This window comes from Erwinia sp. TECH1, assembly GCF_054057575.1.
The window spans coordinates 4,082,346-4,099,308 of record NZ_JBSRZK010000001.1; the positions used below are offsets into that span (position 1 = coordinate 4,082,346).

A 16,963-nucleotide genomic window follows, 5' to 3' on the forward strand; every position below is an offset into this window, starting at 1 on the left:
GGGTTCGTCCCTTGAGGTTGCTGACAAACTCATCCACTGTCATCAAGTCGCGTGCGGGTCGGTGGAAAGCAGCAGAGGCAGATCGGAACACGGACACGCCGTAAACCCATCCGTGGGGGCTCGTTTCGCGCGTCCATGCGCGAAAACGGTCCGCTTATCCGCTCAGCCACTGCTGCTGCGAAGCTGCCGTTTCGCTGTAAAAAATTCAGTCCGCACGAACCCGCTGGCTTTGTCAGCAGTCTGAAGGGACGAACCGGGTTCGCCCCCTTTTTTTGTGGCTTGCCGTCATAGCGATAGCCGCGCCGTCCGCTCTATTATCGATACCGTTCGGGGGCTGCCCGGCAAGGTCACGCCGGTGGCGATGCTTCCAGCTGCTCGCTGCTCCACTGCAGGAAATGGCTTACGCGGGGAAAGCGGGCAAAGCCGCGCGGCCAAACCAGATGATGCGCGTTCACCGGCAGGCTGCATTCGTCGCCAAACACCCTGACCAGCGTGCCGCTACGCAAATATTCTGCCGCCAGCAGCTCGCTTTCAAACACCACCCCATGCCCCAGCCTTGCCGCCTCCAGGCTCATATAAGAACGATCGAAGCGAAACAGCCAGTCTTTGGTCGGCTGCGCTAATTGCATCGCGGCAAACCATTGCGGCCACTGAATTAAAGGCGACTCGGAAAGGATCAGCGCATGGTTAATTAATTCCGCCGGCGTCGCGACCGGATGCTTTATCAAATAATCGGGCGACGCTAATACCGACATTTTTTCATGGCGGATGGTTTTAACTTCCAGTGATTTCCAGTCGGGAAAGCCGTGGCGCACCGCAATATCAATATTGTCACGGCTGAAAGATAAATTTTCGTAGGAACAGGAAAGCGTGACCTGTATTGCAGGATAGCGCTCGCGGAATTTATGCAGGCGCGGCAGCAGCCAGAGCAAACCAAAACTGGGCGCGCAGTGAATGCGCAGCGCGCTGCGCGCTTTCTCATTACCGAGACGGGTGCTGGCCTGGGTCAGCCCCAGCAGCAACGGGCTGATTTCTTTCAGATAGTTTTCACCGGCCAGCGTTAACGTCATGCCTTTGGGCGAGCGGTTGAACAGCAGGCAGCCCAGCTCTTTTTCCAGTTTTGCCAGCTGATGGCTGGCAGCAGAGGCGGTAATATTCACTTCTTCCGCCGCACGCGCCACATTGCCGTAATGCGCAACTTCTTCAAAAATCCTGAGCGATTTTATCGAAGGGCAAAAATCTGCGTGTTTTTCCATGCGGCTCCTTAAATGAATTTTGTGACAGATGCCCGCTTTTTTCCGCGAGAAATGTTAACTGCATCAAATCCATCTTTCTATTCAGCATCGAATGAATTTTTTTGCATTGCCAGTTTAGCCGTAATTTCCAATTCTGAATGTGACCCTGCCGGTAGCGATACCGAACCACTAAAAAAGATTATTACGGAGTGGATTATGTTGCTGAAAAATAAAGTTGCGATTATTACGGGCGCCGCCTCTCAACGCGGTATTGGCCGTGCCACCGCCGCCTGTTTCGCCCGTCACGGCGCGCAGGTGGTGATTCTGGATCTGGATGAGAACGCGGCGCGACATGCGGCTGAAGAGCTGGGTGCCGGTCATCTGGGCCTGGCGGCCAACGTCACCGATCCCGCTGCGGTGCGCCAGGCCGTTTCCCGCGTGGTCAGCGAGTTTGGCCGCATCGACGTGCTGGTAAATAACGCAGGCATTACGCAGCCGGTAAAAACGCTGGAAATCAGCATCGAAGACTATAACCGTATCCTGGACGTCAATCTGCGCGGCACGCTGCTGATGTCACAGGCGGTGATCCCAACCATGCAGCAGCAAGGCGGCGGCAGTATTGTTTGCCTCTCTTCCGTTTCCGCCCAGCGCGGCGGCGGCATTTTCGGCGGCCCGCACTACAGCGCGGCGAAAGCGGGCGTGCTGGGCTTAACCAAAGCGATGGCGCGCGAGTTTGGCCCGGACCAGATCCGCGTCAACGCGCTGACGCCGGGCCTGATCCAGACCGATATTACCGGCGGCCTGCTGCAGGACGAGCGGCGTCACGCCATTATCGACGGCATCCCGCTTGGCCGCCTGGGCGCGGCAGACGACGTGGCTAACGCCGCGCTGTTCCTTGCCAGCGATCTCGCCAGCTACCTGACCGGCATCACGCTGGACGTTAACGGCGGCATGTTGATCCACTGATCGGCTCCTTCCAGCAGGCTTCTTTCACTCCGGGAGTGAAGAGTATGACAACGCTTAATCTCAGCGCGACCACCGTCGCGCGCGATGCGACCTATCGCAAAATCGCCTGGCGGCTGATGCCATTTTTAATGCTTTGCTATCTTTGCGCCTATCTCGACCGGGTTAACGTCGGCTTCGCCAAGCTGCAAATGATGGACGATCTGGCCCTGAGCGAAACGGTGTACGGCCTGGGGGCGGGTATTTTCTTTATCGGCTACTTCTTTTTTGAAGTGCCTAGCAATCTCATCCTGCATCGCGTCGGCGCACGCCGCTGGATTGCCCGCATCATGATTACCTGGGGGCTGATTTCCGGCCTGTTCGCCTTTGTGGAAACGGCCTGGCAGTTTTATCTGCTGCGCTTTTTTCTCGGCGTGGCCGAAGCCGGTCTGGCGCCCGGCCTGCTGCTTTATCTCACCTACTGGTTCCCCTCGCATCGCCGCGCCCGCATGACGGTGCTGTGGTTTGTGGCGATCCCGCTTTCCGGCATGATCGGCGGCCCGCTTTCCGGCTGGATTATGGAAGCCTTCGCCGGTTTTCACGGCTGGGCAGGCTGGCAGTGGATGTTCGTACTGGAAGCGATTCCGACCATGCTGATGGGCTTTGTGGTGCTGATGGTGCTCAAGGATCGCGTTGAGCAGGCGCCCTGGCTGGACGAGAGCGAAAAGCGCATGGTGCGTGCCGATTTGGATGAGGATAATCAGCAAAAAGCGCATCACGGCACGGTGAAAGCTTTTGTGGCCGACAGGCGGCTGTGGCTGCTGGCGCTGATCTACTTTTGCGTGGTGATGGGCCAGTATGCGCTGACCTTCTGGCTGCCGACGCTGGTCAGAAACTCCGGCATCCGCGAGCCGCTGCATATTGGCCTGCTGACCAGCCTGCCCTATCTCTGCGCCATCGTTTTTATGCTGATGGCGGGCCGCAGCGGCGACCGGCATCGCGAGCGGCGCTGGCATCTGATCGTGCCCATGGCGATCGGCGTGGTCGGGCTGACGCTGGCGACGTCGCTGGGTCACAGCGTACCGGCCTCGCTGTTTTTCCTCTGCGTGGCCGCCGCCGGCATCCTTTCCGCCTCTTCCCTGTTCTGGATGCTGCCGACCAACCTGCTCGGCGGCGTCTCGGCGGCGGCAGGCATTGCCGCGGTGAACTGTATCGCGAATCTGGCGGGCTTCTTTTCACCGTGGCTGATCGGTTCTATCACCACCGCCACCGGTTCGCCCGCTTCGGGCATCTACTTTATTGCTGCTGTTTTGCTGCTCGGCGCGCTCTGCGTGCTGCGTATTCGCGCAGCAGACGTTAACCGTTAATCAGGAGATAAGATGAACAGCGTTTCTGCCACACTTACGCTCAAACAGCGCGCAAACAATATCCGTCGTCATGCGCTGTTAATGGGACAGGTTCAGGGTCAGGGCTATATCGGCCAGGCGTTAGGCGCTGCCGATTTGCTGGCCGTCAGCTATTTTCACGCGCTCAATTTTCGTCCTGAGGAGCCGGAATGGGAAGCGCGCGACCGTTTTTACCTTTCTATCGGCCACTACGCTATTGCGCTGTACGCCGCGCTGCTGGAAGCGGGCGTGCTGCCCGAGGCCGAGCGCGAAACCTATGGCAGCGACGAGAGCCGCCTGCCGATGTCCGGCATGGCCGCTTATACGCCCGGTATGGAGATCACCGGCGGCTCGCTTGGGCACGGCTTAGGCATTGCGGTTGGCGCGTGCCTGGGGCTGAAAAGCAAAGGCTCCGCTTCCTTTGTTTATAACCTGCTTTCCGACGGCGAGCTGAATGAAGGCTCGACCTGGGAAGCGGCGATGTCGGCCTCGCACTGGCGGCTGGATAACCTGATCGCCCTGATCGACGTCAACAATCAACAGGCCGACGGCCACAGTTCGGAAATTCTGGCGTTCGAGCCGATTGTCGATCGCTGGCGGGCCTTTGGCTGGCACGTGCAGCGCGTGGACGGCAACGATATCGCCGCGCTGACCGCCGCCTTTGACGCCGCGCGCGCCTGGGCTGAACCGCAGCCGCGCGTAATTATCTGCGATACCAAAATGGGTAAAGGCGTGCCTTTCCTGGAAACGCGCGAAAAAACGCACTTTATCCGCGTGGATGCCGACGAATGGGACAAAGCCCTCACCGCGCTTGAGCAAGGGGAATAACATGACTACCGCAACAAAGAAACGCCTGACCACGTCAGCCATGATCGCCTCCATCGCCGCAGAAGGTCAGCCCGTGCAGTCGGCCCCTTTCGGCCATGCGCTGGTAGAGCTGGCGCGCCAGCGCACCGATATCGTTGGCTTAACGGCCGATCTGAGCAAATACACCGATCTGCATCTGTTTGCCGAAGCCTTCCCGGAACGCTTTTTCCAGATGGGCATGGCGGAGCAGCTGTTGATGAGCGCCGCAGCGGGCATGGCGCGGGAAGGCTTTACGCCTTTTGTCACCACCTATGCGGTGTTTGCCTCGCGCCGCGCCTACGATTTTATCTGTATGGCGATAGCGGAAGAGAACCTGAACGTCAAAATCGCCTGCGCGCTGCCTGGCCTGACCACCGGCTACGGGCCGAGCCATCAGGCGACCGAGGATTTGGCTATTTTTCGCGGGATGCCGAATCTGACCATTATCGATCCCTGCGACGCGCTGGAAATCAGCCAGGCGGTGCCCGCCATAGCCGAGCATAGCGGCCCGGTCTATATGCGCCTGCTGCGCGGCAAAGTGCCGCTGGTGCTGGATAAATATGGCTATCAGTATCGCCACGGCAAGGCGCAACGGCTGCGCAGCGGCAAACATGCGGTGATTATCAGCAGCGGGCTGATGACCATGCGCGCGCTGGAAGCCGCAGAAGCGCTGGAGAAAAGAGGCATCGAGGTTGGCGTGGTGCATTCGCCGATGATCAAGCCGCTGGACGAGGCCACCATCCTGCGCGAGGCGGGCGAAGCGGTGAACGAGAACCGGCTGGTGATCACGGCGGAAAACCACTCCATTACCGGCGGGCTGGGCGAAGCGATAGCGGCGACGCTGATGCGGCACGGCGTGACGCCGCAATTCAGACAGATTGCCCTGCCGGACGCGTTTCTGGCGGCGGGCGCGCTGCCGACGCTGCACGATCGCTACGGCATTTCGACGGCGGCGATGGTTACGCAGATTACAAGCTGGCTGGAAGGGTAACGGAAAGCCCCGAAGCGTTGCGCTTCGGGGCCGAGTTCAGGCAGGATTAAACCTCGATTTCCGCCATATGGCCTTTTTCCTGCAGCCAGTTGCGGCGATCTTCCGAGCGTTTCTTCGCCAGCAGCATATCCATCACCGCCAGCGTCTGTTCCACGTCGTCGTCGTCAATGGTCAGCTGCACCAGGCGACGGGTATTGGGATCCAGCGTGGTTTCACGCAGCTGTAGCGGGTTCATCTCGCCCAGGCCTTTAAAGCGCTGCACGCCCGGCTTGCCCTTTTTACGCTTCAGCTGATCCAGAATGCCCGCTTTCTCTTCCTCATCCAGCGCGTAGTAAACCTCTTTACCCAAATCGATACGGTAAAGCGGCGGCATCGCCACGTAGACGTGCCCGTTTTTCACCAGCGTGCGGAAGTGCTTCACGAAAAGCGCACAAAGCAGCGTAGCGATATGCAGGCCGTCGGAGTCCGCATCGGCCAGGATACAGACTTTGCCGTAGCGCAGCTGGCTCATATCTTCGCTGTCGGGATCGATACCGATAGCGACGGAAATATCATGTACTTCCTGTGACGCCAGCACCTCGTCCGAAGAGACTTCCCAGGTGTTGAGGATCTTGCCTTTCAGCGGCATGATCGCCTGGTATTCACGATCGCGCGCCTGCTTGGCCGATCCGCCTGCGGAGTCCCCTTCCACCAGAAAGAGTTCCGTGCGGTTCAGATCCTGCGCGCTACAGTCCGCCAGCTTGCCGGGCAGCGCCGGGCCGCTGGTGAGCTTTTTACGCACCACCTTTTTCGCCGCACGCATCCGGCGCTGGGCGCTGGAAATCGCCAGCTCGGCCAGCATTTCCGCCGCCTGCACGTTCTGGTTCAGCCACAGGCTGAAGGCATCTTTCACCACGCCAGAGACGAAGGCCGCGCACTGGCGGGAAGAGAGTCGCTCTTTGGTCTGACCGGCAAACTGCGGATCCTGCATTTTCACCGACAGCACGTAGGCGCAGCGATCCCAGATATCTTCCGCCGACAGCTTCACGCCGCGCGGCAGAATATTGCGGTATTCGCAGAACTCGCGCATCGCATCCAGCAGGCCCTGACGCAGGCCGTTGACGTGCGTGCCGCCCTGCATGGTCGGGATCAGGTTGACGTAGCTTTCCGTCAGCAGCTCGCCGCCTTCCGGCAGCCACAGCAGCGCCCAGTCCACCGCTTCGATATCGCCGGCAAAAGAGCCGACAAAAGGTTTTTCCGGCAGCGTCGGCAGGCCGTTAACCGCTTCCGCCAGATAGTCCGTCAGGCCGTCGGCGTAGCACCAACTTTGCTCGGTATTGTTCACTTTGTCTTTAAAGACGATTTCCACGCCCGGACAAAGCACCGCTTTCGCCTTCAGCAGATGGCTGAGGCGCGATACCGAAAAGCGCGGGCTGTCGAAGAACGACGGGTCCGGCCAGAAGCGTACGCGCGTACCGGTGTTGCGTTTGCCGACCGTGCCGGTGACGTGCAGATCCTGCACTTTGTCGCCGTTTTCAAACGCCATTTCATACACTTCGGCATTACGGCGCACGGTGACTTCCACGCGCGTCGACAGCGCGTTTACCACCGAGATGCCCACGCCGTGCAGGCCGCCGGAAAACTGGTAGTTCTTGTTAGAAAATTTGCCGCCCGCATGCAGGCGACAGAAGATCAGTTCAACGGCCGGTACGCCTTCTTCGGGATGGATATCGACCGGCATACCGCGACCGTCGTCAATCACTTCCAGCGACTGATCGGCGTGCAGGATCACTTCGACGCGTTTGGCATGGCCCGCCAGCGCTTCATCCACGCTGTTGTCGATCACTTCCTGACCTAAATGGTTAGGACGCGACGTATCGGTATACATGCCCGGACGGCGGCGAACGGGTTCAAGGCCGCTGAGTACCTCAATGGAATCAGCGTTATAGCTGGACTGAGTCATTGTATCAATCTTGATGGCTGTAAATGAGTGAGCCCCACGTCCCGCTTCAGGCAGCGAGGCCTAAAAAGTCCAGGATCGGGGAGAAATGGCGTTCGAATCCGATAAAAGCATGATTTCCGCCCTCTTCAACCGTCTGACGGCAGGCGCTGTAGTAGCCTACAGCCTGGCGGTAATCGAGCACTTCATCGCCCGTTTGCTGCAGCAGCCAGAGCAAATCCGGCGACTCTAACGGGTCAATCTGCATCACTTTCAGATCGTAAATGTGGCGTGACTCTAACACATATTGCTGCCCGGTGTACGGGTTCTGATTCAGACCCAAATAATCCACCAACAGCTCAAAAGGCCGCACCGCAGGATTGACCACCACCGCTGGCAGCATGAAGCATTGCGAGAGCCACGTCGCATAGTAGCCGCCCAGCGACGAGCCGACGATCCCCACGGCTTCGCCCGATAATCCCATGATCAGGCTTTCCAGCATCAGCGCCGCGTCCGCCGGGTAAGGCGGCAGCTGCGGCACAATAACCTGGATTTCCGGATGCCGCGTGGCCAGCCACTGCCGGAACTGCGTCGCTTTAGCCGACTGCGGCGAGCTGTTGAAACCGTGCAGGTAGATCAGCGTGGCCATCTCAGTATCCTTCGGAGTCGGGATCGGGGCTGAAGGCGCGCGTCGTCAGGCGCTCAACGCGGGTTTCCACCCGGCCATCCGCATACAGATCCAGCCAGCGCCAGCCCGGCGCTTCGGAATCGATAGTAAAGTTGGTGCAGTGCGGTCGGAACTGCACGCAGGTCGACGGCGTCGCCAGCAGGCGGCGTCCGTTCCAGTTCAAATCCAGATCCTGATGAATATGCCCGCAGAGCAGCGTCGACGCCAGTGGATAGCGCTGCAGCACGGCCTCCAGCATATGCGAATTGCGCAGGCTGTGCTGATCGAGCCAGGTGCAGCCCGACGGCAGCGGATGGTGATGCAGCAGCACCAGCGTATGGCGCTCCGGCGCCTTCGCCAGCGCTTTGTCCAGCCATTCCAGCTGATAGTCGCTCAGCTCGCCGTGCGGCACGCCGAAAACCTGGCTGTCCAGCAACACGATCTGCCACTCCTCGCCCAGCAGTACATGCTTTTCGTCAGCGATTTTCGCTTCGGCCAGCGTGTTGAACATCGCAGGCTGAAAATCGTGGTTGCCCGGCAGCCAGACGCACGGCGCGGGCAGACGCGCGATGCCCTCAGCGAAATGCTGATAGGCTTCCACGCTGTGATCCTGCGCCAGATCGCCGGTCGCGACGATCAGATCGAACGGCTCTTCACAGGCGGAAATCGCCTGCAGCACCGCATCGAAACTGGCCCAGGTGTTCACGCCCAGCAGCGTTTCATGTTTACCGGCGAAAAGATGGGTGTCCGTTATCTGTAATACCCTTGCCCGACCATTCGCCACAGGAAGTTTTAACAGGCTATCCAATCACAATCCTTAGGGTTAATGCCGTCACGGCAGAGGCTCACCACACCGGAACGGCCATTGCGCCATGCGCTAAACAGTAGCGCAGCCAGTCTGCAAGAAACTGGTTTATCTGATGCTTTTCGTCACGCTGATGCAGCTTTTTATTCGGATAATCATAGCGCGCTTTGAAGCGATAGATCTGCTGTGTCGAACACACTTCCGCCACCATTGCGTCATGGTAGAGCCGCACGGACATGGCGGGCAGGCTCCAGTAGCTGACGGCGGGCGCGGTCTGTTTGATTTCCACCAGCGTAGTGTAACGCGTCGATTCCTGGATAGTCACCGTATAACTTGCATCGTTGACCTGCCAGGTGACTGACTCGCCCGCCCGATCTTCTTTCGGCAGCAGCCGACGCAGCTGCGCGAAATTGGTTTCGCACAGCCGCATCATTTCAGGGAAATCAGGCACGTAGCGCTTTATCATTCGTTTTTCCACTCGTCTCTTAGTTTTTTATGATGCAGCTCCAGCCATTGCAAAGCGATGACGGAGGCCGCGTTGTCTATTTTCCCCTCTTCCACCCAGCGGTAAGCCTGTTCGCGGCTGACCACATGCACAAGAATATCCTCATTCTCTTCCTCCAGACCGTGGTTTCCCTGCGCCACGCTGGCATCCACTTCGCCTACCAGAATCTCCAGCCGCTCGCTGGTGCCGCCGGGGCTGGCTAAGTAGCTAAGCACCGGCTTCACGCGGGCGGGTTTGATCCCGGCTTCTTCTACCGCTTCGCGCCGGACAACGTCTTCCGGCGTTTCGCCCGGCTCTATAATACCGGCCACCAATTCTAACAGCCAGGGCGTTGGGCTGCTGTCAAAAGCGGGAATGCGGATTTGTTCAATCAATACCACCCGATCGCTCACCGGATCGTAAGGCAGCAGGACGGCGGCATGGCCGCGCTCAAAAACCTCTCTGGTGACTTCTTTACTCATGCCGCCGTTAAACAGCCGATGGCGAAAGCGATAACGAGTGAGTGAAAAAAAACCTTTATAACACGGCTCACGTGCAATAATTTCTACATCGTTTTTTGTGAAAGTCACCGGGTATTTTTTGTCGCTGCTCACGGTTTACGCTCCTGTAAGGGTGGTGGCGAAAGCGGGAAAAGAGTGCTGAAATCCGCCCAGAGTGTAGTTCTTAATGATTAAATTGAGTAAATTGTGGCAACATGGCACTTTCAGCCAACTTATCTCTTTCATTTACTCTGGTAGAATCGGCGATAATTTTTTTGGCTTACGACAGCGCTACCATAGCAATATTGCTGCATAACAAGGAATGCAAATGAAGAAACTGCTCCCTTTACTTATCGGCCTGGGCCTGGGCGGCTTCAGCGTCGCCAGCCAGGCGGAAAACCTGTTGCAGATCTACCAGCAGGCCCGGTTGTCTAACCCCGATCTTCGCAGTTCTGCAGCCGATCGCGATGCCGCGTTTGAGAAAATCAACGAAGCGCGCAGCCCTTTACTGCCTCAGTTAGGTTTGGGTGCGGATTATACCTACAGCAACGGCTATCGCGACAGCAGCGGTCTGCACAGCACCACGACCAGCGGCACACTGCAGCTGACGCAAACCATTTTCGATATGTCGAAATGGCGCGCGCTGACGCTGCAGGAAAAAACGGCAGGCGTACAGGATGTTACCTACCAGGTCGCACAGCAGAATCTGATCCTCAACACCGCTACCGCTTATTTTAACGTATTAAACGCCATCGACACGCTTTCTTATACCGAAGCGCAGAAACAGTCGATCTACCGTCAGCTGGATCAAACCACGCAGCGTTTCAACGTCGGCCTGGTGGCGATTACGGATGTGCAAAACGCGCGTGCGCAGTACGACAGCGTGCTGGCCAACGAAGTGACGGCCCGCAACAATCTGGATAATAATCTGGAAACGCTGCGTCAGGTCACGGGCAACTACTATCTGAGCCTGGCTTCGCTGAACGTCGACAGCTTCCAGACGGAAAAACCGCAGCCGGTCAACGCGCTGCTGAAGGAAGCCGAAAGCCGCAACCTTAGCCTGCTTTCCGCTCGTCTGAACCAGGATCTGGCGCGTGAGCAGATCCGCCTGTCGGAAACCGGCCATATGCCAACGCTGGATCTGACTGCGCAAAGCGGCCTGTCGAACAACAAATATGGCGGCAGCCGCGCCAACAGCGCAGCCTATCAGGACAGCATCAGCGGCAACAACCAGGTGGGCCTGAGCTTCACGCTGCCGTTGTATAGCGGCGGCTCGGTCACCTCGCAGGTGAAACAGTCGCAGTACGCTTTTGTTTCCGCCAGCGAGCAGCTCGAAAGCGCACACCGTACCGCGGTACAGACCGTGCGTTCATCCTTTAACAACGTGAATGCGTCCATCAGCAGCATCAATGCTTACAAGCAGGCCGTGGTTTCGGCGCAAAGCTCGCTGGATGCAATGGAAGCGGGTTATCAGGTAGGTACGCGCACCATCGTTGACGTGCTGGATGCGACCACCACATTATATAACGCCAAGCAGCAGCTTTCCAACGCGCGCTACAGCTACATGATCAACGAGCTGAATATTAAATCGGCTCTGGGTACGCTGAACGAGCAGGATCTGCAGATGCTGAACAGCCGCCTGGGTAAAGAAGTCCCAACTTCACCAGAAGCGGTAGCGCCGGAAAACACCCAGCAGGATGCAGCGGCAAACGGTGCGCAAACGGCGGCCTCGCCTGCCGTGCAGCGTGCTGCGGCACCGGCGGCGGCTCAGGCTTCCGCGCCGGCCAGCGGTAATCCGTTCCGCCATTAAGCATTTTGGGGCAGCCTGGCTGCCCCTTTTACTTTCAAACGTATAGCTAAGTAAAGATCCCCTTCACATTGCCGCTCGTTGCTTCAATTTCCACCGCCGTTCCCCTATTCTAAGCATTACCTTTGGGCTCAGGACAGAATGTCATGAAACGGACAAAAAAAATTAATCATGCCTCCTTTCGCAAAAGCTGGAGCGCACGCCACCTCACTCCGGTAGCGCTGGCGGTAACCGCCGTATTTATGCTGGCCGGTTGCGAACAATCGGACGAAACCGTCTCGCTTTATCAAAATGCGGACGACTGCTCCAGCGCCAATCCTGGCAAAAGCGAACAGTGCACCACGGCCTACAACAACGCCAAAAAAGAGGCGGAAAAAACCGCGCCGAAATACGCGACTCGTGAAGACTGCGTGGCGGAGTTCGGCGAAGGCCAGTGCCAGCAGGCACCCGCGCAGGCCGGCGTCGGCACCACCAACGCCGAATCCCAGCAGAGCGGCAGCTTCTGGATGCCGCTGATGGCCGGTTATATGATGGGTCGCCTGATGGGCGGGGGCGCAGGCTTTGCCCAGCAGCCGCTGTTTACCTCGCGCTCGCCAAACAGCCCGGCCAGAGGCCAGTTTGTTGACGCCAGCGGAAAAAGCTTTGGCACCGCGACGCCGGGCCGCACCATGACCGTGCCGAAAACCGCGCTGGCGCCGAAACCGGCCACCACCAGCACCGTGACGCGCGGCGGCTTTGGCGAAAGCGTGGCGAAGCAGTCCACTATGCAGCGCAGCAGCGCAACGTCCGGCTCCAGCCGGTCTTTCGGAGGTTAAGCGTGCAGCGTCTGGCGATTGCAGAACGTCCCAACTGGCGTGAAAAAGCCACCGAATATGGCTTTCGCTTCCACACCATGCACGGCGAGCCTTACTGGTGCGAGGACGCTTATTATCAGTTTACGCTGGCACAAATCGAGAAGCTGGAGGCGGTAACCGGCGAGCTGCATCAGATGTGCCTGCAGGTGGTGGACAAAGTGGTCAACAGCGAGGAGCTGCTGGCGAAATTCCGCATCCCGAAACATACCTGGGATTTTGTTCGCACCTCGTGGAAGACCAGCCAGCCTTCGCTCTACTCCCGGCTGGATCTGGCCTGGGATGGGCAGACGGATGCCAAACTGCTGGAAAACAACGCCGACACGCCGACCTCCTTGTACGAAGCCGCTTTCTTTCAGTGGATCTGGCTGGAAGATCAGCTTAGCGCGGGCAATTTGCCGGCCGGTAGCGATCAGTTCAACAGCCTGCAGGAGAAGCTGATCGACCGCTTTGCGGCGCTGCATCAGCAGCACGGCTTTAGCTGGCTGCACTTTGCCTGCTGCCGCGATACGGATGAAGATCGCGGCACTGTGCAGTATCTTCAGGATTGCGCGACGGAGGCAGGGCTACCAAGCGAGTTCCTCTATATCGACGAAATCGGCCTGGGCGAAAAAGGCCAGTTTACCGACGTGCATGACCAGGTAATCGGCAACCTTTTCAAGCTTTATCCCTGGGAGTTCATGCTGCGCGAGACGTTTTCCACCAAGCTGGCCGATGCCGGCGTGCGCTGGCTGGAGCCGGCGTGGAAAAGCATTATTTCCAATAAGGCGCTGCTGCCGATGCTGTGGAAAATGTTTCCCAATCATCCTAATCTGCTGCCCGCTTATTTTGCAGAAGATAACGTGCCGGCGATGGATAAATATGTGGTCAAACCGCTGTTTTCACGCGAGGGCGCTAACATCCGCATCGTGGAAAACGGCAAAGAGATTGCCCGCGTGGACGGCCCTTATGGCGAAGAAGGCATGATCGTGCAGCAGTTCCATCCGCTGCCGAAGTTTGGCGACAGCTATACGCTGATCGGCAGCTGGCTGATTGACGATCGGCCAGCCGGTATTGGCCTGCGCGAAGATCGTGACCTGATCACCCAGGATCTCTCCCGATTCTACCCGCATACCTTTATCGAATAGGTTCTGGCGGATCTTATCCTACCCGTACCGAAAGCATACTGATTGCTGCCATTTCCAGCCCGTCTGCGGGCACGGAAATGGTTTCGCCCGGCTCCCGCGCGCCCAGAACGTAAAGCAGCGGCAGATAATGCTCCGGCGTTGGGTTAGCAAGCGCCGCACCCTCATGCTGCATAAAATTAACCAGTGGATGATCTTCCACTGGCCCTTCCCACGCCAGATGCTCACGCACGTAGTGATTAAATGAGACAGCCCAGCCGTGCGGTTTCGCACTGTCGTCCCGGCTTGCCATCCGCAGGTTATGCACCACGTTGCCGCTGGCGACAATCATATAGCCGCGTTCGCGCAGCGCGGTCAGCCTACGGCCCAGCGCAAAGTGGTAAGCGGCGGGTTTGGTGCCGTCCACGCTAAGCTGCACCACCGGGATATCGGCCTGCGGATACATTTTTATCAGCACGCCCCAGGCGCCGTGATCCAGCCCCCACGCCTGATCCTGCACCACCTCGACCGGTGCCAGCGCGTCCGCTATTTCTTTCGCCAGCGCAGGCGAACCGGGCGCAGGGTAACGGGTATCAAACAGCGCCTGCGGGAAACCGCCAAAATCGTGGATGGTGCGCGGCTTTTCCATCGCGGTCACCGCCGTTCCGCGCGTATACCAATGGGCGGAGACAGCAATAATTCCCTTCGGACGCGGCAAGTTCTGCCCCAGCTCGCGCCAGCTTTGCGTATAGGCATTTTCTTCCAGCACGTTCATCGGGCTGCCGTGGCCCAGAAAAAGCGCGGGCATCAGTGATTTCATAACTCTCTCCGGACATTAAAGCGATACCGAATACGTTACGCTCTTTTTAGCGCCGGGAAAGCCGGATAAGCATGATGAAGATCGTCAGGAATTTTGATGGATCGGAAATGACATTTCCTGACGTTACGCGTACTTTTTCTCTGCTAATGTATAGCAAAGGCTATACTTTTTCGGGAACAGGAGAGACGTTTGTGTCCATACCTTTACTGCTGACTCTGCTGGCCGGCGGCGCCACTTTTATCGGGGCCTTCCTGGGCGTTATCGGCCAAAAGCCGTCGGCGCGAGCGCTGGCTTTTGCGCTGGGCTTTGCCGCCGGTATTATGCTGTTGATTTCGCTGATGGAGATGCTGCCCGCCGCGCTGAAGGCGGAGGGGATGTCGCCGCTGTTGGGCTATGGCATGTTTATCGTCGGCCTGCTCGGTTATTTTGCGCTGGACAAGCTGTTGCCGCACCACCATCCCCAGGATCTGATGGGCGGTAAATCGCCGCAGAATCTACGTCGTACCGCGCTGCTGCTGACGCTTGGCATCAGCCTGCACAATTTCCCGGAAGGTATCGCAACCTTTGTGACCGCCAGCAGCGATCTGGAGCTGGGGATGGGCATTGCGCTGGCGGTAGCCATTCATAATATTCCCGAAGGGCTGGCCGTCGCCGGGCCGATGTACGCCGCAACAGGATCGAAAAAGAAGGCGCTGTTCTGGGCAGGGATTTCCGGCATGGCAGAGATCGCCGGCGGCCTTATAGCTTTCATGCTGATGGGGCCATGGCTGTCACCGCTGGTAATGGGCGCGGTTATGGCCGCCGTCGCCGGGATCATGGTGGCGCTGTCCGTTGACGAGCTGATGCCGCTGGCGCGCGATATCGCGCCGGATGTGAATCCCAGCTATGGCGTACTCTGCGGTATGACGGTAATGGGGCTGAGCCTGACGCTGTTGGAAAGCGCCGGCCTGAGCTAAAGACGAACGGTGAGGCAAATTTTGCCTCACGTGGAAACCAGCGCCCATTGGGCCAGTTATGCCAAAAGCAGACGCTATCGGGCCAGGCGGGCGCTGTCAGGCCAGTGGAACGGAGAAGCGGATGCGCAAAAAACCGCAGCGCGAAAACTCTCGCGCCGCGCGCCTGCACGACGTTAGCTATGCGTACAGAAGCGCGGCAATGCGCTTAGCTTGCCTGACGCGTTTCACGGCTGCGGCGGTAAGCGACCAGATCTTCAATGGTCACCACCGGCATCGCGTGCTGTTTCGCAAAGGCGATGGCTTCAGGCGCATGGGCCATCGTGCCGTCGTCGTTGGTCAGCTCGCACAGTACGCCTGCAGGTTTGAAACCGGCCAGCGTCACTAAATCAATAGAGGCTTCGGTATGGCCGCCGCGCGTCAGCACGCCGCCTTCACGAGCGCGGAGAGGAAACACGTGGCCCGGGCGGTGCAGATCGCTTGGTTTAGCATTATCGGCCACGGCCGCACGAATGGTGGTGATGCGATCCGCAGCGGAAACACCGGTGGTCACGCCTTTCGCCGCCTCAATGGTAACGGTAAAGCCGGTGCCAAAAGAGCTGGTGTTGTTCTCTACCATCATCGGCAGTTCCAGCTGGCGGAGACGTTCTTCGTTCAGGCACAGGCAGACAATGCCGCTGCCGTGACGAATGGTCAGCGCCATTTGTTCGACGGTCATGGTTTCTGCGGCGAAAATCATATCGCCTTCGTTTTCACGATCTTCATCATCCAGCACCATGACGCCACGGCCATTGCGCAGCGCGTCGATAGCGCGTTCCACACGCTGTTCAGGCGTGCCAAATTCAGAAAGAAGCGTCTGATTCATGGTAAATAATCCTTTGTGTAATATGGGTTACCAGAACCAGGGCGAGCTTAGGAGTGTCTTGCAGCGACAAAAAATAACGGCGTGGCGGGCGTAGACCCGACAGGATACGTTACTCTCTCCCATCCGGACTTTAACCGTCGGCCCCGGAATTACACCGGATCTGCTGACCTTCAGACCAGGAAGATCTGAAGCGCTCGCGGGCTTTCAGCCGTAGCCGATTTACCGCCGGTGGGGAATTTCGCCCCGCCCTGAGAATAAGCCTGATTACTATAGCGCCGAAAAAAAAGCAGGGCAACGAACAAAATAAGCAAATCGTTAGCCATTTTGCCGCTTTCACGTTTTTGGGTTTAACCTTTGTGGTTATGGCATTACACTTAACGAAACTTTGCCGCTATCAGGAAGCCGCCATGATTGACCCGAAAAAAATTGAACAACTTGCTCGTCAGGTTCATGACTCTATGCCAAAAGGGATCCGTGAGTTTGGCGATGATGTCGAAAAGAAAATCCGCCAGACCCTGCAGTCACAGCTGACCCGGCTGGACCTGGTTAACCGCGAAGAATTTGACGTGCAGACGCAGGTGCTGCTGCGTACCCGTGAAAAGCTGGCCGCGCTGGAAGCCCGTATCGCCGAGCTGGAAAGCCGTGGCGTGGATGCGCCGAAAGCGGATATGCCGAAAGAAGTGCTGAAAACGGAAGATATGCAGTAACGCCGAAGGCGAAACCGTTTAAAAAAGGCGCCGTGTTCAACCGGCGCCTTTTGTCGTTTAAGGGCGGGCCTTTTTTGCCCGCGT

General features: G+C 58.1%; 17 protein-coding genes and 1 riboswitch. Of the genes, 9 read left to right on the forward strand and 8 right to left on the reverse strand.

The features are described 5' to 3' along the window. Nucleotides 1-347: 347 nt before the first annotated feature. Nucleotides 348-1,256, reverse strand: a complete 909-nt coding sequence (locus ACVWZ0_RS19105) for a LysR substrate-binding domain-containing protein (RefSeq protein WP_253458250.1) — start codon at nucleotides 1,254-1,256, stop codon at nucleotides 348-350. Between the two features lie 195 nt (nucleotides 1,257-1,451). On the opposite strand from ACVWZ0_RS19105, the gene ACVWZ0_RS19110 reads away from it, so the two are divergent. Genes ACVWZ0_RS19110 through ACVWZ0_RS19125 form a run of 4 tightly spaced genes read left to right on the forward strand, consistent with a single transcriptional unit; the run spans nucleotide 1,452 to nucleotide 5,399 of the window. Then, nucleotides 1,452-2,201 carry an SDR family NAD(P)-dependent oxidoreductase gene (locus tag ACVWZ0_RS19110; protein ID WP_253458248.1) on the forward strand — a complete coding sequence of 250 codons (750 nt, stop codon included), beginning with the start codon at nucleotides 1,452-1,454 and terminating at the stop codon, nucleotides 2,199-2,201. Between the two features lie 44 nt (nucleotides 2,202-2,245). After that, nucleotides 2,246-3,544: an MFS transporter gene (locus ACVWZ0_RS19115; protein ID WP_253458245.1), complete on the forward strand. Its 1,299-nt coding sequence runs from the start codon at nucleotides 2,246-2,248 to the stop codon at nucleotides 3,542-3,544. A gap of 12 nt (nucleotides 3,545-3,556) precedes the next feature. Continuing rightward, nucleotides 3,557-4,390, forward strand: coding sequence for a transketolase (locus tag ACVWZ0_RS19120; protein ID WP_253458242.1), 834 nt, complete (start codon nucleotides 3,557-3,559; stop codon nucleotides 4,388-4,390). 1 nt (nucleotide 4,391) lies between these two features. Then, nucleotides 4,392-5,399 carry a transketolase family protein gene (locus tag ACVWZ0_RS19125; protein WP_253458239.1) on the forward strand — a complete coding sequence of 336 codons (1,008 nt, stop codon included), beginning with the start codon at nucleotides 4,392-4,394 and terminating at the stop codon, nucleotides 5,397-5,399. 46 nt (nucleotides 5,400-5,445) lie between these two features. On the opposite strand, the gene parE is transcribed toward ACVWZ0_RS19125, so the two are convergent. From parE to nudF, 5 genes are read right to left on the reverse strand one after another with little or no spacing between them, the layout of a single operon-like run. After that, complete coding sequence (gene parE, locus ACVWZ0_RS19130; protein ID WP_253458236.1) at nucleotides 5,446-7,341, reverse strand: DNA topoisomerase IV subunit B; 1,896 nt, start codon at nucleotides 7,339-7,341, stop codon at nucleotides 5,446-5,448. Nucleotides 7,342-7,387: 46 nt separating this feature from the next. After that, complete coding sequence (gene yqiA, locus ACVWZ0_RS19135; RefSeq protein WP_125287208.1) at nucleotides 7,388-7,966, reverse strand: esterase YqiA; 579 nt, start codon at nucleotides 7,964-7,966, stop codon at nucleotides 7,388-7,390. 1 nt (nucleotide 7,967) lies between these two features. Further along, nucleotides 7,968-8,792, reverse strand: a complete 825-nt coding sequence (cpdA, locus tag ACVWZ0_RS19140; RefSeq protein WP_253458233.1) for a 3',5'-cyclic-AMP phosphodiesterase — start codon at nucleotides 8,790-8,792, stop codon at nucleotides 7,968-7,970. 37 nt (nucleotides 8,793-8,829) lie between these two features. Continuing rightward, complete coding sequence (locus ACVWZ0_RS19145) at nucleotides 8,830-9,255, reverse strand: DUF1249 family protein (RefSeq protein ID WP_253458229.1); 426 nt, start codon at nucleotides 9,253-9,255, stop codon at nucleotides 8,830-8,832. Continuing rightward, nucleotides 9,252-9,887: an ADP-ribose diphosphatase gene (gene nudF / locus ACVWZ0_RS19150; protein ID WP_253458226.1), complete on the reverse strand. Its 636-nt coding sequence runs from the start codon at nucleotides 9,885-9,887 to the stop codon at nucleotides 9,252-9,254. Before nudF ends, ACVWZ0_RS19145 begins: the two co-directional genes overlap by 4 nt. A gap of 214 nt (nucleotides 9,888-10,101) precedes the next feature. Here nudF and tolC point away from each other — a divergent pair, with 214 nt between their 5' ends. The 3 genes from tolC (at nucleotide 10,102) to ACVWZ0_RS19165 (ending at nucleotide 13,558) form a co-directional block, all read left to right on the forward strand. After that, the gene (gene tolC, locus ACVWZ0_RS19155) at nucleotides 10,102-11,583 is read left to right on the forward strand and encodes an outer membrane channel protein TolC (protein WP_253458223.1); all 1,482 of its coding nucleotides are present in this window, start codon (nucleotides 10,102-10,104) and stop codon (nucleotides 11,581-11,583) included. Nucleotides 11,584-11,726: 143 nt separating this feature from the next. Then, the gene (locus tag ACVWZ0_RS19160) at nucleotides 11,727-12,395 is read left to right on the forward strand and encodes a DUF1190 family protein (RefSeq protein ID WP_253458220.1); all 669 of its coding nucleotides are present in this window, start codon (nucleotides 11,727-11,729) and stop codon (nucleotides 12,393-12,395) included. Nucleotides 12,396-12,397: 2 nt separating this feature from the next. After that, the gene (locus tag ACVWZ0_RS19165; protein WP_253458217.1) at nucleotides 12,398-13,558 is read left to right on the forward strand and encodes a glutathionylspermidine synthase family protein; all 1,161 of its coding nucleotides are present in this window, start codon (nucleotides 12,398-12,400) and stop codon (nucleotides 13,556-13,558) included. 13 nt (nucleotides 13,559-13,571) lie between these two features. Here ACVWZ0_RS19165 and ygiD read toward each other — a convergent pair whose 3' ends face one another. Beyond that, nucleotides 13,572-14,354: a 4,5-DOPA-extradiol-dioxygenase gene (ygiD, locus tag ACVWZ0_RS19170; RefSeq protein ID WP_253458212.1), complete on the reverse strand. Its 783-nt coding sequence runs from the start codon at nucleotides 14,352-14,354 to the stop codon at nucleotides 13,572-13,574. Nucleotides 14,355-14,545: 191 nt separating this feature from the next. On the opposite strand from ygiD, the gene zupT reads away from it, so the two are divergent. Continuing rightward, the gene (zupT, locus tag ACVWZ0_RS19175; RefSeq protein ID WP_253458209.1) at nucleotides 14,546-15,310 is read left to right on the forward strand and encodes a zinc transporter ZupT; all 765 of its coding nucleotides are present in this window, start codon (nucleotides 14,546-14,548) and stop codon (nucleotides 15,308-15,310) included. 205 nt (nucleotides 15,311-15,515) lie between these two features. On the opposite strand, the gene ribB is transcribed toward zupT, so the two are convergent. Beyond that, nucleotides 15,516-16,172 carry a 3,4-dihydroxy-2-butanone-4-phosphate synthase gene (gene ribB / locus ACVWZ0_RS19180; RefSeq protein ID WP_253458206.1) on the reverse strand — a complete coding sequence of 219 codons (657 nt, stop codon included), beginning with the start codon at nucleotides 16,170-16,172 and terminating at the stop codon, nucleotides 15,516-15,518. Between the two features lie 107 nt (nucleotides 16,173-16,279). Beyond that, a riboswitch (FMN riboswitch) is annotated at nucleotides 16,280-16,432 on the reverse strand. 147 nt (nucleotides 16,433-16,579) lie between these two features. Between ribB and ubiK the strand changes: the two genes are divergently transcribed. Continuing rightward, on the forward strand, nucleotides 16,580-16,879 hold the full coding sequence (ubiK, locus tag ACVWZ0_RS19185) for a ubiquinone biosynthesis accessory factor UbiK (protein WP_253458205.1): 300 nt from the start codon (nucleotides 16,580-16,582) through the stop codon (nucleotides 16,877-16,879). The last annotated feature ends 84 nt before the right edge of the window (nucleotides 16,880-16,963 follow it).